A 14729-nucleotide genomic window follows, 5' to 3' on the forward strand; every position below is an offset into this window, starting at 1 on the left:
ATTTAAAATTATTTTGTTAAAATAGAGAATCAAAAAAAGGATTAAAATTGAAAAAAATTGAAGCAATAATCAAACCATTTAAGCTAGAAGATGTAAAAGATGCATTAACTGAGGCGGGAATAACAGGTATGACAGTTTCTGATGTAAAAGGTTATGGTAGACAACAAGGTCATTCAGAACTATATAGAGGTGCTGAATATGTTGTAGATTTTTTACCAAAAATTAAAATAGAACTTATAGTTGCAAATAAAGATGTTGATTCAACTATACAATTAATTACTGAGGCTTCTAAAACTGGTAAAATTGGTGATGGTAAAATATTTGTTTCTCCAATTGAAAAAATTGTAAGAATTAGAACTGGTGAAGAAGATGAGGAAGCAATTTAGTGAGTAAAGAAATAACTCTTAATTCACCTTTAGATATGCATCTTCATTTAAGAGATGAACAGATGCTAAAATTAGTTGGTCCTCTTACTTCAAAAACTTTTGCAGGTGCTTTAGTTATGCCAAACCTTGTACCTCCTATTACAACTAAAGAGGCTTTATTATCTTACAAGTCTAGAATACTTGAAGCATGTAAAGGTGATACTTTTGAGCCTTTTATGACTCTATTTTTCCAAGAATATTCAAGAGAATTCTTGGAAGAAGTAAAAGATGAAATAATAGGTATAAAACTATATCCTGCTGGAATTACTACAAATTCTGAAAATGGAGTAGCAGCTATAGATGCAGAGAGTTTAAGACCTACTTTAGAGACTATGAGTGATTTGGGTATTCCTTTATGTGTTCATGGTGAAACTAATGGTTTTGTAATGGATAGAGAAAAAGAGTTTATGCCAATATATGAAGGTTTGGCAAAAAACTTTCCTAAATTAAAGATTATTATGGAACACATTACAACTAAAGATGCTGTTGATTTATTGGATAAATATGATAATTTATATGCGACAATTACTTTGCATCATTTAATAATAACTTTAGATGATGTAGCAGGGGGAATGCTTCAACCGCACCTATTTTGTAAACCAATAGCAAAAAGATATGAAGATAGAGATGCTTTATTAAATGCAGCAATTACTGGTAATCCAAAGGTTATGTTTGGTTCTGATTCTGCTCCTCATCCTAAGCATAAAAAAGAGTCTTGTGGTTGTGCAGCTGGTGTCTTTACATCTCCTATTGCCTTGCAAGTTTTAGTTGAACTTTTTGAGAAACATGATAGTTTAGATAATCTAAATGGTTTTTTAAGTCTAAATGCTCAAAAGATATATGATTTTAAAGCTTTAAAAAAAGATATTACATTGGTAAAAGAAGAGTTTACTGTACCTAATATCTATGAAGAGTTTGGTGAAAATGTTGTGCCTATGTACAATAATCAAAAACTAGCTTGGAGTTTGAAGTAAGAGACTTAATCGTCTCTTTCTGATAATAATTGAGCAATCTTATCTTGAGTCTCTTTGGCTTTTATAATTCGTTCTTCTCTCATTCCTCTTAAGGTTTCAAGTGTTTCCATTTTTTCATGATCAATATTAGCTTTTATTTGAACAGCTTTTCTATTATTTGATAATCCACTAATTGCTAAGAATTTCTCTTTTTTGTTTATATAAATTTTAGATGTAGCAGATGTTGAATTTTTGTTAAATACTATTACATCTCCTTCTTTTAAATCTAATATTTCTGAAGTTTTTAAAACGGTTTCAGCCATAATCGCTTCTATATTCATTTTTGCACCAGAAATTAAAGTTGTAATGTCTTTCTTTCTACTTGCTTTTTTATTTCTACCTTCTGCAAAGATTTTTGTTACAATTTTATTTAATAGAGTTTCTATGTAAGAAATTGGATAACAAATAGATAAAAATCCAGATTCTTCATCAATTGTAAATTCTAAAACAACAAGTAAAACAATCTCATGATCTGAAATAATTTGAATGGCATTTGCATTTGTATCTCTTGATTCTATTTTAAAATTTAAAGTTGTAATTTCATCCCAAGCTCTGTACAAATGTGAAACAATTAGTTTATAAAAGTGATCAAAAATCTCAACTTCAATTTCAGTTAATTCCCTATCTAAATTATCCCCTGATGCAACAGACCCACTACCTAATAACTCAGCAATTATCTTATGTGAAATTCCAGGATTACACTCAATTACTATTCTTCCATCTAGTGGTTTGATAGATAAAGTATTTAATGAAGTTAATTGTGGAATTGACAAAATAAACTCACCATAAGTCATCTGTTCAATTGAATATAGTTTTATATCAACAATTTTTCTAAGCATTGCAGAAAGGTCAGTAATAAGATCCCTAAGCATTTTATCATGTAATGTTGAGAATGCTTTAAATTGTTCATTTGAGATACGATTTGGTTTTTTAAAGTCATAAATAGAATAATTTTTTTCTTTTGATATAATAGGTTCATCAGCCGTCTTGTCAATATCTTCACCTTGTTCGGCTATGTCTAAAAGAGCATCTATTTCATCTTGACTTAAAAATTCTGCCATCTCTTATCCTCTTATCTCAAGTTCTGCATCAAGAGCACCTAACTCTTTTATTAATTTCAATGTATCTATTATATCATTCATTGGTAATTTCATAACTTTCATAGCTCGTACTAAATCAGAAACTTTAGGTTGTCCTTTAGTATTTACCATAGTATTATCTAAATCAACAATAGGCTTATCAGCAATTACTATATCATCACCAATATTCATTCCTTTATTTACTTCTATATTATCCCATTGTTCGTTATTTAAATCTGATTTTTTAATTCTTATAATGAAATTATCTTTTGAAACGGTAACAGGACCAATAGGAACTTCATTTCCTGATATTATCATTTGTCTATTTAAATCAATTATAATTCTTTTTTTGAATGATGAATCTAAGTTTATAGTTTGAACTTGGGCGATAAATCTAACCATAGAAATATTAGCTGGTTTTTTTACAGTTACAGTTCTTGTATCTTCTGCAAAAGCAATTTTATCACCAAATTTTTCATTTATCTTTCTTTGAATCATATCTGCATCAGTAGCAGATGCTTTTATTAAACTTAGTGTTAAATCTTTTTCATTTCTTAGTGTAAAAGGAACTTCATTTTCAATCATGGCTCCCTCATAAATCATACCTGTAGTTTCATTATCCCTATCAGCTATAATTGTTCCTTGTGCAAGGCCATATACATTACCGTCTACACCTTTTAATTGAGTTAATAAAAGTTCTCCATTATTGATTGATTTTGCATCCCCAATGGCAGAAATTTTTATTTTTATTTTATCGCCTTGCCTTGCAAAAGGTGGAAGCATAGCTGTAACCATAACAGCTGCTATATTTTTTGATTTAATAGATGAAGTTGGTATTTTTATGTATGAATTTCTAAGTAAATTTTGCAAACTTTGCATAGTAAAAGTTGACTTGTCACCAGTCCCCGCAAGTCCTACAACTAGGCCATATCCTAAGAGTTGATTTTCTCTAATTCCCACAATATTTGTTATATCTTTTATTGTTTGAGCGTAAATTGATGTAAAAAATAAAAATAATAAAAAAATGAATTTCAAATAGTTTACCTCGTATAAATATTGATTTATTTTATCTAAATTTATATAAATTTTAGATATTATAAATGAAAAAATAAATTAGGAATATCTTTGAATATTTATATTTATGGCAATCAAAACTTTAAAAAAGATATTAAAGGTGAATTAAGTAGAACTTTAATTGATTATAAATTAGAAGGAAAAGGATTGATTCAAGAAGTTCAATCTTTGAGTACATTAAAAGAACTAATTGAAGATAATAGTGATGATATTTTTTTAATAGATGATGCTAAAATAATAAAAGAAAATTTGATTAATTCAAAAATAAAGTTTTTAAAACCTAAAGATGGTATTGAACAAGAATATCTTAAAAATAAGGGAATTGAAGATTTTAGTGTTGATTCAATAAGTGATATTTCTAAATATATTTTAAAAAAAATGAAAGATTTAAATTTAGATGATGAATCTGATGAGGGGACACAAATTCATGACTCAATTACAAACATTGTAAATGATGCTTATGAAAGTGAAAATTTAGAGGAAGATTTAGATGAACATTATGAATTAAGTGATGACTTAAAAGAGTTATTATCACAAGATGACAATGAAATTGAAGAAGAAAATGAAATTATCAATAAAGATGAACAAATGATTGAAAATAATGAAAATCAAATTACCCAAACACAACCAAATGAGTCTATGAAATCATTAGAAGATATTGAAGAATATATTAATTTGGAAGATATCACATCTTTAGATGAACTAAGTGAAGATGATATTTTAAATGTATTTAGTGGAAAAGAGATTAAGCCAAAAGTTGCAAAAAAAATCCAAAATAAAGCAAAAGAGATGAGTATTAAACTTGATAATCCTAATGATATAAAAGAGTTCTTATCTAAATTATTAGAGAGCAAAGCCTTAGAAATCACGGTAAAGATTAAAGAATGAACATGGACTTAATGGGTATTGCTCAAAGTACAGTAAAAATTATTCTTTTACTAGCATTGCCTTCTTTACTTGTAAGTATGGTAATAGGATTGTTGATTTCTGTATTTCAAGCAGTAACTCAAATCTCTGATGCAGCATTATCTTTTGTACCTAAAGTTATTTTAGTATCTGTTTTTATATTGATCTCTTTGCCTTGGATTGGTGATAATGTAAGTACATATACTAAAGAGTTATGGAATATGATTTTAATGTATGGAAATAATGGATGATTAAAAAACTTTTTAATCTCAAAAAATCTCAAACAGATCAAAAATTGATGTTTAAAGCTGAGCTTTTAAATTCAATTTCACTCTTTGAAGAACAAATTGATGATTTAAAAAGAAATATAAATACCGCAAGTGTTGATAGATATGGAGCAATTTCAGATTTTATGGTGTTGGAAATTCATAAAGAATCACTCAGAAGAGAAGCTAAGAAATTAGAATCTCAGAAAAACTTTTTACTTTCAAAATTGACAAAAGTAAACTTAGAAATTGTACAATTACAAAAAGAGTCTGAACAGTACGATTATTTACTAAAAGAACAGAAAAAAGAGTTATACAAAAAATTACTTCTTGCTGAAGAAGAACAAGCAAGTGAGTTTATACAAAGTAAATATATTACAGGATGACAAGGACAAAGATTGAATAAATTTTTAATAATAATTTTAATTTTAGGAACACATTTATTAGCAGAAGATACAGCTGGAAGTTTTATAAAAGAGAAAAAAGAGATTATTGAGTTAAAAAAAGAGTTAAACCAATTTTATACAATAAAAGAAGCTGAGTATAAAACGAGAAAACAAGAACTAGAAACTTTATTAGCCAAAATAAAATCAGAAAAGAAGAATATTCAAGATATATATGATAGAAATCAACTACTTTTAAAAGATATAAAAGGGGAAGTTGTTACAAAAACTTCGAAAATATATAATGCAATGAAACCAAAAAATGCAGCTGAAATATTTAACAAATTGATAGATGATGGAAAAATTGAAGATGTTTTTGATATAATCTTGAAATTAAAAGAAGCAAAAGTCACTCAAATAATGAAATCAATGACTGTAAAAAATGCTTCGAAGATTACTGAAAAGCTTCAAAACTATTCAGTAATTGATGAAAGTAAGAAAGGGAAATAATGGCTGAAGAAGTTGTAGAAGAAAAACCAAAAAGTACTGGTGGAAAAGGTTTGATGATAGTGCTTATTGCACTAATTGTAGTTTTGTTATTAGCTGTTATTGGAGGTGGATACTTCTTGTATTCACAAGGTGTTTTTAGTCCTCAAGAAGAAAAAGCTATGCAAGAGATGGCTAAAAAAGAAGAGAGTAATTCTAAAGAGATGTATAAAGCTGCTATTAATGATTTAGTATTAAATATTACTAATGCAAAAGGTAGAGAAAAACTTATGAAACTATCTTTTACCATTAAAAGTAATGATCCTGCAATAGAATCAATAGTTGAGTCATATAAAGCAGAAATAGTAGATGTTGTTATTTCTCAAATTAGTGCTAGAAGTTCAGAAGAACTTTTAACAGTAGGTGGTAAAGCTTTACTAAAAGATGAATTAGTTGATGAAATAAATAAAGTTTTAAATGATGCTACAGCAACAAATTCTGATGTTCAAAAAAATAGTGTTAAAGAAGTTTTATTTACAACTTTTGTTATTAAGTAATAAAAATGATAGTAACAGTAAAAAATAGTGGACCAAAAAATTATGTAATGAAAATAATTTCAGTAGTTGCATTAGTTGCTATGTTTACTGCTTATTATTTTCATATGAGTGATGAATTCTCTTCAAATAATGGAAAATTAACTTCTAAACAAAGTGTAGAGGATATGAAAAAAGAAGACTCAAAAGAAGTTGAAAAATTAATATACAAAGAAGTAGAAACAGCAGTTGAATTGGTTGGACAAGAACATATTCAAGATGTAAAAATAGTGAAAAATAAAATACTTTTAGTTTGTGATACAGATACAAATTTAGATGCTTTAAAAGTAAGGTATGGGACTTTGGCTTTGATTAAAAACGATTTAAATAATATTAAAATTGCAATAGATATTAAATATATAATTGAGAGTAAATATAATGAAAAGTAAATATTTTTTAATTTTAGCATGTGCATTTTTTTTAAACTCTTGTGTTCCAACTGAACAAGAATTAAAATTTGATAAACCTCCGGCTCAAGTATTAAAACCAAAGCCTCAAGTTACATATAACAAAGGCTCTTTATATTCACGAAAAGGACCTTCTTTATTTGCTGATAAAAAAGATTTACAAGTTGGGGATATAATTCAAGTAGTTATTGATGAATCTTTAACTTCAAATACAAGTAATAAAAGAGAACTTACAAATACAAGTTCTGAGAAAATTGGAGGAGGATTAATTACTCCTGCTACTGGAAATACTCTTCCTTTGAATTCCACAGTACAATCTGTAGCAAATAAAATTAATAGTTTTGGTGGGGTACAATTTAATTCAAGTAGTGATAGTTCATTTAAAGGAAAAGTAAAAGCAAATGCTGATGAATCTTTTTCTACGACACTTTCTGTTATAATAGAGGAAACATATCAAAATGGAAACTATTATATAAAAGGTTCCAAAGAGATGTTAATAGATGAACAGAAGCAAGAGATAATAATTTCGGGGGTTATTAGGCCTTATGATATAAGCCCAGATAATTCTATAAAGTCATCTCAAGTTGCAAATTTAAAAGTTTTGTATAAAAAAGATGGTGAAGAACAAGATGTTATGCATCAGCCATGGGGTACAAAACTCCTAAAAATGCTTTGGCCCTTCTGATTTAATCTAATTTTAAGAATTGTAATGCAATAATTAGGGATATTATCCCAAAGGAAGGTACAAATGTTAGATGCGTTAAATGTAGCCCAATCAGGTTTACGAGCAGCACAAATAGCTGTTGAAAATACAATGAATAACCTTGCTAATGTAAATACTGAGGGATATAAAAAAAGAGTTGTAGAAACAAGTGAATTAAGTCAAAGTGATAATAGACAGTGGGGAAGAGGTGTATCAGTTGATAATACATCTAGAATCACTAGTCAATATTTGTATGATAATATTATAAAGCAAAATAGTAAAGATAATTATCAATCAGAAATGTCTTTAATGTTAGGAAATATCGAAGCAGTATTTAAAGAGACTGATACAGCTGGGTTATCATCAGACTTAGATGCTTATTACCAAACAATTGAAAGTATAAGAGCAAATCCTAATAATGAAGTTTACAAAAATCAATTACAAATTACTGGGCAAAAAGTAATTGATGACTTAAATAATCTTTATGATGGAATAGAAGAACAAGAAGCTACTTTCAAAAAGTCTTTAACAGAAGATGTTGGTCAAATAAACTCAAAACTCGAACAAATTCAAAGAATTAATCTAAAAATAAAAGAGCAGGGTTTTGCTTCTAATGACTTACTTGATAAAAGAGATTTATTAGAAAAAGAAATATCTACATATGCTAATATAACTGTTGATAGGGATCCTGATTTTTATGAGTTGAAAATTGGTAATCAAACAGTTATTTCAAATACTACAATGTCAAAATTAGAAGTAGGTGAAGAAAAAACTGCGCAAATTGATAGGTATGTTACACAAGAAGGAACTAAAAGTAGTATTTTAAATCCTTCAGATACTTTTGATGAAGAGGATGTAATTACTTTTGAATTGGACAATGAAAATTCAGTTAGTGTTGAATATGGTGAAACAATGGTTTTTGACCTTGATGGTGATGGAACTGATGATATTGTAAAGGTTGATGAAACTAACTATGTAAGAGCATTAGTTCATAAAATTAATACATCTGATTTAGCAGATAAAGTAAAAGCTTATAATGGTACATATGATGTCGATAAAAATGGAAATAAATCGACAATTGATAGTCAAGATAAGTTCTTATTAGTTGAATCAAAAACTCCTGGTATTGAAGGTAAATTTGATAGTAGAGTTACTTTTACAGAAGAACCATACTCTATAAATCAAGGTACAGTTACCGTTAGTCCTGTGATTAACAATAGTTCAGTCTCAATTGAAAGTAAATTTGCACAAGATGGTTTAAGTTTAACTCATACAGTAAATTTAGGAGCAACTACGACAGCCCCTGAAGTTTTTGATATTGATTTATCTAGTAATCCTTCAACATCAGGAGCTACACCAACTTTTGTTCCTTCAAGTATTACATATAATGCAACTACAAAAAAACTTACAATTCCTGCAGGTGTTGATTCTTTTACGATAACTATTAACTCAGCTGAAGGTGAAACAAGTACTCCTGAAGAAGCAGCTGCTTTGTTTGGAGTTAATCAAAAGTATACTTTATCTTTAACCGAAACTAATGGCTCAGATACTAGTAATATCACTTCTGTACTTAATGTTGTAAATGATGGCAAAGATATAACGCAAGATTTTGAACTTTCAACAGAAAATACGAATTCAAACCCATTAGTTAGTGCAATTCCTACTGTTAATCCAGTTACAGGTGCTACACAAGCTAGTGGAACAACACAAGTAAGTTCTATAAAAAGTTTAAGTGCAGTTGATGGAAGTAGTATTAAACATACTGTTGAATTAAAAAATACAACAACAACAGCACAAGTAATGAAAGTATCTTTTAGTGATGATACAGGTAGTTATTTTGACTTGTCACCTAAATTTACACCTGATTCGATAACTTATGATGCACAAACAGGAGAAATAACTATTCCTCCGGGAGTTAAGAGTTTTAGTTTTACTACAGATACGAATGAATTGGCACCTGTTAATACGAATCAAACATATAGCTTTTCGATAACAGATAATGCAGCACCTAGTGGTTCAACACCTGTTACTATGACATCAACTATGGTTATAAATAATAAAGAAGGTGTTGTTTCAAACTCTATTTATAAGAATGAGCAAAGAAGTGATTTAGCAAATTCTGCTGTAAGTATAACTTCAAAAGGTGATCCAATATCTTTTTCAAGTGGTAAACTAAAAGCTATAGTAGAAAACTTGACTACAGATTCTGGAAAAAATAAATTTCAAGAATACAAAAATGCATTAGATGCTTTTGCTAAAACTTTTGTTGATATGACTTCTAGTTATATCAAAAATGATGATGGTACATACATTAGCGGTGAAATTGCAACAGATAATAATATCAAAGTCGCAGATGACATAAACTTATTTAGTGGTTCTAGTGTTAGAACAATGACTTTTCATTCAGAAGTTGTTGGAACTTTAGAACAAAAAGATTATGATTATTTAGCAGGTCATCAATGGAAAGAGGATATTTCATTTTTAGGTTATGGTCAAGATAGCTCAAATGATAAAGTATCAAGTGATACTGAACGTATGTCATTTACTGAATATTTGCAAAATCTTAGAACAAATATATCAAGGGACAAAGAGAGTAGTGATTTTACAGTTGAGACTCAAAAGGCAGTTACTGAATCAATGAATAATTCATATGATTTAATAACAAAAGTTGACAACGATGAAGAGATGATTAATTTAATTAAATTTCAATCAGCATATACAGCAAATGCAAAAATGATAACAACTGTTGATGAAATGTTACAAACTCTTCTTGGAATCAAGAGATAAGGAGTAAATTATGGCTGAAGGTGTATTAGGATTAGGAGCAGGACAAGCCTCTTCTTTAAATCAAGAGTTAATTGATAAGTTAAAAGCAGCAGAGAGAAAAGCTACAGTTGAACCTATTGAAACAAGTCAAAAAGATTTGGATGAAGAAGGTGTAAAACTTGCAAATATTAAATTGCAAGTTCAAGATGTACTTGATGCAATTAAACCATTTGACTTATTTGCAGCAGGTGGTGTAAATGCATTTAATCAAAAATCAGCTACAACTACAGGTGATTCCGTAGTATTTGATGCTGTTGATGCAGGGAATTTAAATACAGGAACAACAAATGTAAGTGTAAGTCAAATTGCCCAAAGAGATGTTTATCAAACTTCAACATTTAGTGATAAAGATGCAATAATTTCAACTACAGCAGGTTCTATGATAACCGTAAATGGAGTTGAATACTCAACTTTTAATAAAACATATCAAGAAGTAGCTGATAAGATTAATTTAAGTTCAAAATTAAATGCTTCAATAGAAGCAGTAGGAACAAATTCTTATAGAATGGTTATAAAAAGTGAAGATTCAGGTATTGATAATGCTTTAAGTATAACTCAAACTGGTTCTGATTTAGGACTTAATGATTTTACTTCAAGTTCAACAATTGCTTCAGGAACAGTTCCAGCTTCTAATTTATCATTAACTTTAAATGGAACAACTTTTACTACCAATGGAACTGAAACAAATAGTCAATTTATTTCAAGAATTAATGATAATGCTTCATTTGATGCATCAATTGATGCCGATGGTAAAGTGATAATTAAAAAAAGTGATGGAAGTGCGCTTGAAGTCACAAATGATGATTTAGGCTTAAATTTAACTAATAATAACCACACTTTAACTGCACAAAATCTGAAAGCAAAAATTGATGGTGTTGATTATGATATTTCTTCAAATGTCGTAACTGTTGATGGAGGATTGAAGATTTCTGCTTCTAAACTTGGAGACTCATCTATTTCTATAGAAAAAGATAAAACACAAATTGGAACATTATTTAAAAGTTTTATTGATAAATTTAATACTTTGTCAAAATCAATTAATGATGAACTTTATTCAGGTAATTCAAAAATACAAGATAGATCAGCATTAAGAGACATAGAATCTCAAATAAAAAATATGATGTTTGGTAATTATGGGACAAACGATGATTTAAATTTATTTAACTATGGATTAGAAGTTGATAAAAATGGTAATTATTCATTAAAGGATAGTGATTTTAATAAAGCAGTTAGTGATGATTTTGATAATCTAAAAGATTTATTTATTGGAAAAGCTGAAAAAGAAGGATTTGGTACACAATTAAAAACAATAGTTGATTCTATGGATGCTACGGGTGGTGTTATAACTACATATGAAAATAATATGACATCAAGAAAGACAGAACTTGAGGAACAGTTGACAAAAGAGACGGAGAGTTTAAATTCAAAGTATTCTCAGCTTGCAAATCAGTTTTCAGCATATGGAGTAATCATAAATCAGTTTGAGTCGCAATTTTCTAGTTTGAAAATGATGATTGATCAAAGTTCTTCTAAGTAATTTAAGTTTGAATATACTATACTCCTATGTATAAATAAATGGAGATGATTTGTGGGAATAGAGGTTTATAATCAACAAAATGCAGTTAGTAATGATCCTTATGTTTTAATACTAAAGCTTTATGAGGGATTATTGAGATATCTATCTTTTGCAGAAGAAGCAATGGAAAATGGAGATGTTGAAGAAAAATTTATTTATATTAACAAATCTATCGCAATTTTTGATGAACTAAGAAATATATTAGATTTTGATGGGGGAGATATCGCTCATTATTTAGATGGTTTATATCTTTATCAAATAGAGACACTTTTTACATCAGGTATTAACGATAATGTAAATTTAATACACCAAGTTAAAAGAGTAACTCAAGGTCTAATTGAAGCATGGAAAGACGAGACTGGTCTTTAGAAGCACTAAAGAGATTGACTTATGTTGATTCTTTAGATGAGGAGCAAAGGGCTGAGGGCTTAAAGTCTTGGACTGAAACTTATTTAACTACTACAGATATTACTGATTTTGAATTATCACATGAAGAACTTTTAAAATTAAGAGAATTACTATTTAAAAATGCTAATTTTTTATTTACTCATAGAGAAAATATTTTAGAAGAGATGAAAAATATAACTACAATGAAAAAATTCTTAAAAAAATAAATCTTTTGGTTCAATACTTTTTTCAAAAAGATATGCTCTAATGTTTTTTGGGATTTTAAGTACCCTACAAACTTCTTTAAACTTTTTATCCATTGTATTTTTAGTTTTTGGGCAGATATAAATATACTCTGTTGAAATACAAATATTTATTTTGTCAGATATTGTTATTTCTTTTTGCTTAATTATTTCATCTCTTTGTGCTGATGATAAAAGTATTCCTCTTTTTTTTAAAGACTTATCTATTATTTTAATATTTAGATTGTCATCTTTTTTATTTTCAAAAATTTCTAAAGATTCTTTTTCATATATTGGCTTAAAATTTATATTTAAAGATTGAATATCATTTTTTAAATATGTGAAACTATTTTTAATACCGGTTTTGTATTCTTTTATTAACTCATTTACAAAGTTTTTTCTAAAGTAATTTCTTTTATATTTTTCATCGTAATTAGAATCATCAATAAAATACTTATGATTATTCTCTTCTAAAAAGATTAGAAGTTCTTCTTTTGATAACTCAAGAAGAGGTCTATAAATAGTGTAGTTATCTTTTTTTGTTTTTTCTTCCAATCCAATTAGTTCAACTAATCCAGCACCTTTGCTTAGCTGCATCATAAACCACTCTAATTTGTCATTTAGTTGATGTGCTGTGAGTAAAGTATCATAATTATATTCTTTGATTATTTCATCAAAAAAAGTATATCTTATATCTCTTGCTTCTTTTTCGAAGTTAGAAGTGTTTTTTAAAACTACTTCTTTAAAAAAACACTTTTTAGTATATTTTTCTGCTAATTCTTTTGCATAAGTAACTTCATCTTTTGATTGTTCTCTGATATTATAATTTACAATTGCAATATCAAAAGGAATATTTTGTTCTAGTAGTAAAAAAAATAACGCAGAAGAATCAATACCACCTGAAAATGCTAAAAGATTTTTAGTGGTATTGATATTAAATTTAATCATTAAATTTCTTTAATTGCTGTTCCAAGTAATTTATCACCTGCCAATTCACTTATTTTTACTTGGTATGATTTTCCTACTGTTAACTCTTTTCCTGTTTCATTGTCATTGATATAAATCTCTCCATCAATTTCAGGTGCCCAAATTGTTTTTCTAGCACTAAGTAAATATTCATGTTCTTCACTTTCTCCATCAATATATACATCTACTATTTGTCCAATCTCTTTTTCTAAAGATTCTAACGTTTTTCTTTGAATTATTTCACCCAAAATCTCAGCTCTTTTATCAATAATCTCTTGATCTACTTTTCCATCTAGTTCATATGCAGTAGTTCCATCTTCATCAGAATATGAAAATACATTTGCTCTATCAAAACTATACTCTTCTACATAAGAACATAACTCTTCAAAGTCTTCTTGTGTTTCACCTGGATGACCTGCAATAAAAGTAGTCCTTACAAAGGAATTAGGAGTGTTTCTCATGGCACTCATAAGTTCCTTAAGCTTTTCTACTCCTTTACCTCTTTTCATGATTTTAAGCACCTTAGAGCTTATGTGTTGTAATGGCATATCAAAGTAGTTTTCAAATACTGTAGACTCTTCTATTTTTTTGATAAGTGATAAAGTTGTTGTAGAGGGATAAAGGTATAAAATTCTGGCACTTTTGATTCCTTCTATTTTTTCAACTTCATTAACAAGTCTTTCTAATCCATCATTGATATTTAAATCTCTTAAAAAAGATGAACTATCTTGTGAAACAAAAGAAAAATCACAAAATCCTTGTGACACAAGATTCTTAACCTCTTTAACAAGTGATTCTAAAGTCCTAGAGTGAAGTTTTCCTTTAAATGAAGGAATAGCACAGAACGAACAAACTTGATTACACCCTTCAGATAATTTGATATAAGCATGGTAATTTGAACCAGTGATAACTCTATCGTTTGTCTCATTTAATAAAAACACTTCATCTGTAAAACCACTTCTTTTTTCTTTTACAAGTGTGTCGATTTTATCATAATCTCCAACTCCTGTGAAAATATCAATTTCTGGTAACTCTTTTTGCAACTCTTCTTTGTATCTTTCACTTAAACATCCAGCCATAACTAAAACAGAATCTTTTTTTCTTAGCCCATGTAATTCAAGAATTGTATTTATACTTTCCTCTTTTGCACTATCAATAAAACCACATGTGTTTACGATAATTACATCAGAGCTTTTAGCATCATTTGATATTGTATAATCTTTTAGTTTACCAAGCATGATTTCAGAATCAACTAAATTTTTAGTACAGCCAAGGCTTACTAAGTGTAGTGATTTCTGAGGATTTTGTGTTGAAAATTTCATATATAACCTATTAGTTTTTTTGGAATTTTAGCATAATAGTTTGAATTAATCAAAAATAGGAAAAATTATAATATT

At 28.1% G+C, this 14729-nt stretch carries 17 protein-coding genes; 13 read left to right on the plus strand and 4 right to left on the minus strand.

What is annotated here, in order from left to right; genetic code table 11:
• Nucleotides 1–47: 47 nt before the first annotated feature.
• Together CRU95_RS01980 and pyrC are read left to right on the plus strand one after the other, a co-directional pair.
• Nucleotides 48–386, plus strand: a complete 339-nt coding sequence (locus CRU95_RS01980) for a P-II family nitrogen regulator (RefSeq protein WP_129099478.1) — start codon at nucleotides 48–50, stop codon at nucleotides 384–386.
• Entirely contained in the window at nucleotides 386–1399 is a 1014-nt protein-coding gene (gene pyrC, locus CRU95_RS01985; RefSeq protein WP_129099479.1) for a dihydroorotase, read from the plus strand. The genes CRU95_RS01980 and pyrC overlap by 1 nt, the downstream gene beginning before the upstream one ends.
• Before the next feature lie 5 nt (nucleotides 1400–1404).
• Here the strand turns inward: pyrC and fliM are convergent, their stop codons facing one another.
• The gene (gene fliM / locus CRU95_RS01990) at nucleotides 1405–2499 is read right to left on the minus strand and encodes a flagellar motor switch protein FliM (RefSeq protein ID WP_129099480.1); all 1095 of its coding nucleotides are present in this window, start codon (nucleotides 2497–2499) and stop codon (nucleotides 1405–1407) included.
• A 3-nt stretch (nucleotides 2500–2502) separates the two neighbouring features.
• Nucleotides 2503–3552 carry a flagellar basal body P-ring protein FlgI gene (locus tag CRU95_RS01995; protein WP_129099481.1) on the minus strand — a complete coding sequence of 350 codons (1050 nt, stop codon included), beginning with the start codon at nucleotides 3550–3552 and terminating at the stop codon, nucleotides 2503–2505.
• Between the two features lie 90 nt (nucleotides 3553–3642).
• On the opposite strand from CRU95_RS01995, the gene CRU95_RS02000 reads away from it, so the two are divergent.
• From CRU95_RS02000 to CRU95_RS02050, 11 genes are all read left to right on the plus strand, one after another.
• Complete coding sequence (locus CRU95_RS02000) at nucleotides 3643–4479, plus strand: hypothetical protein (RefSeq protein WP_129099482.1); 837 nt, start codon at nucleotides 3643–3645, stop codon at nucleotides 4477–4479.
• Entirely contained in the window at nucleotides 4476–4748 is a 273-nt protein-coding gene (locus CRU95_RS02005) for a flagellar biosynthetic protein FliQ (RefSeq protein WP_258238600.1), read from the plus strand. Before CRU95_RS02000 ends, CRU95_RS02005 begins: the two co-directional genes overlap by 4 nt.
• Nucleotides 4745–5149 (plus strand): hypothetical protein, encoded by a 405-nt coding sequence (locus CRU95_RS02010; protein ID WP_129099483.1) that lies wholly within the window; start codon nucleotides 4745–4747, stop codon nucleotides 5147–5149. The genes CRU95_RS02005 and CRU95_RS02010 overlap by 4 nt, the downstream gene beginning before the upstream one ends.
• 12 nt (nucleotides 5150–5161) lie before the next feature.
• Complete coding sequence (locus CRU95_RS02015) at nucleotides 5162–5656, plus strand: MotE family protein (RefSeq protein ID WP_129099484.1); 495 nt, start codon at nucleotides 5162–5164, stop codon at nucleotides 5654–5656.
• Nucleotides 5656–6189, plus strand: a complete 534-nt coding sequence (gene fliL / locus CRU95_RS02020; RefSeq protein WP_129099485.1) for a flagellar basal body-associated protein FliL — start codon at nucleotides 5656–5658, stop codon at nucleotides 6187–6189. The genes CRU95_RS02015 and fliL overlap by 1 nt, the downstream gene beginning before the upstream one ends.
• A gap of 5 nt (nucleotides 6190–6194) precedes the next feature.
• Entirely contained in the window at nucleotides 6195–6614 is a 420-nt protein-coding gene (locus tag CRU95_RS02025) for a hypothetical protein (protein ID WP_129099486.1), read from the plus strand.
• Nucleotides 6604–7317, plus strand: a complete 714-nt coding sequence (locus CRU95_RS02030; protein ID WP_258238601.1) for a flagellar basal body L-ring protein FlgH — start codon at nucleotides 6604–6606, stop codon at nucleotides 7315–7317. Before CRU95_RS02025 ends, CRU95_RS02030 begins: the two co-directional genes overlap by 11 nt.
• Nucleotides 7318–7380: 63 nt before the next feature.
• Nucleotides 7381–10122, plus strand: a complete 2742-nt coding sequence (locus CRU95_RS02035; RefSeq protein ID WP_129099697.1) for a flagellar basal body rod C-terminal domain-containing protein — start codon at nucleotides 7381–7383, stop codon at nucleotides 10120–10122.
• Between the two features lie 10 nt (nucleotides 10123–10132).
• Entirely contained in the window at nucleotides 10133–11698 is a 1566-nt protein-coding gene (gene fliD / locus CRU95_RS02040) for a flagellar filament capping protein FliD (RefSeq protein WP_129099487.1), read from the plus strand.
• Between the two features lie 51 nt (nucleotides 11699–11749).
• Complete coding sequence (gene fliS, locus CRU95_RS02045) at nucleotides 11750–12106, plus strand: flagellar export chaperone FliS (protein WP_129099488.1); 357 nt, start codon at nucleotides 11750–11752, stop codon at nucleotides 12104–12106.
• Nucleotides 12082–12351: a hypothetical protein gene (locus CRU95_RS02050; protein ID WP_129099489.1), complete on the plus strand. Its 270-nt coding sequence runs from the start codon at nucleotides 12082–12084 to the stop codon at nucleotides 12349–12351. Before fliS ends, CRU95_RS02050 begins: the two co-directional genes overlap by 25 nt.
• Here the strand turns inward: CRU95_RS02050 and tilS are convergent.
• Nucleotides 12340–13314, minus strand: a complete 975-nt coding sequence (tilS, locus tag CRU95_RS02055) for a tRNA lysidine(34) synthetase TilS (RefSeq protein WP_129099490.1) — start codon at nucleotides 13312–13314, stop codon at nucleotides 12340–12342. The genes CRU95_RS02050 and tilS overlap by 12 nt on opposite strands.
• The gene (gene rimO, locus CRU95_RS02060; protein ID WP_129099491.1) at nucleotides 13314–14654 is read right to left on the minus strand and encodes a 30S ribosomal protein S12 methylthiotransferase RimO; all 1341 of its coding nucleotides are present in this window, start codon (nucleotides 14652–14654) and stop codon (nucleotides 13314–13316) included. The genes tilS and rimO overlap by 1 nt, the downstream gene beginning before the upstream one ends.
• Nucleotides 14655–14729: the final 75 nt, after the last annotated feature.

It is taken from the genome of Arcobacter sp. F2176 (assembly GCF_004116465.1).
In the GTDB taxonomy this organism is placed as follows: domain Bacteria; phylum Campylobacterota; class Campylobacteria; order Campylobacterales; family Arcobacteraceae; genus Arcobacter; species Arcobacter siniprincipis.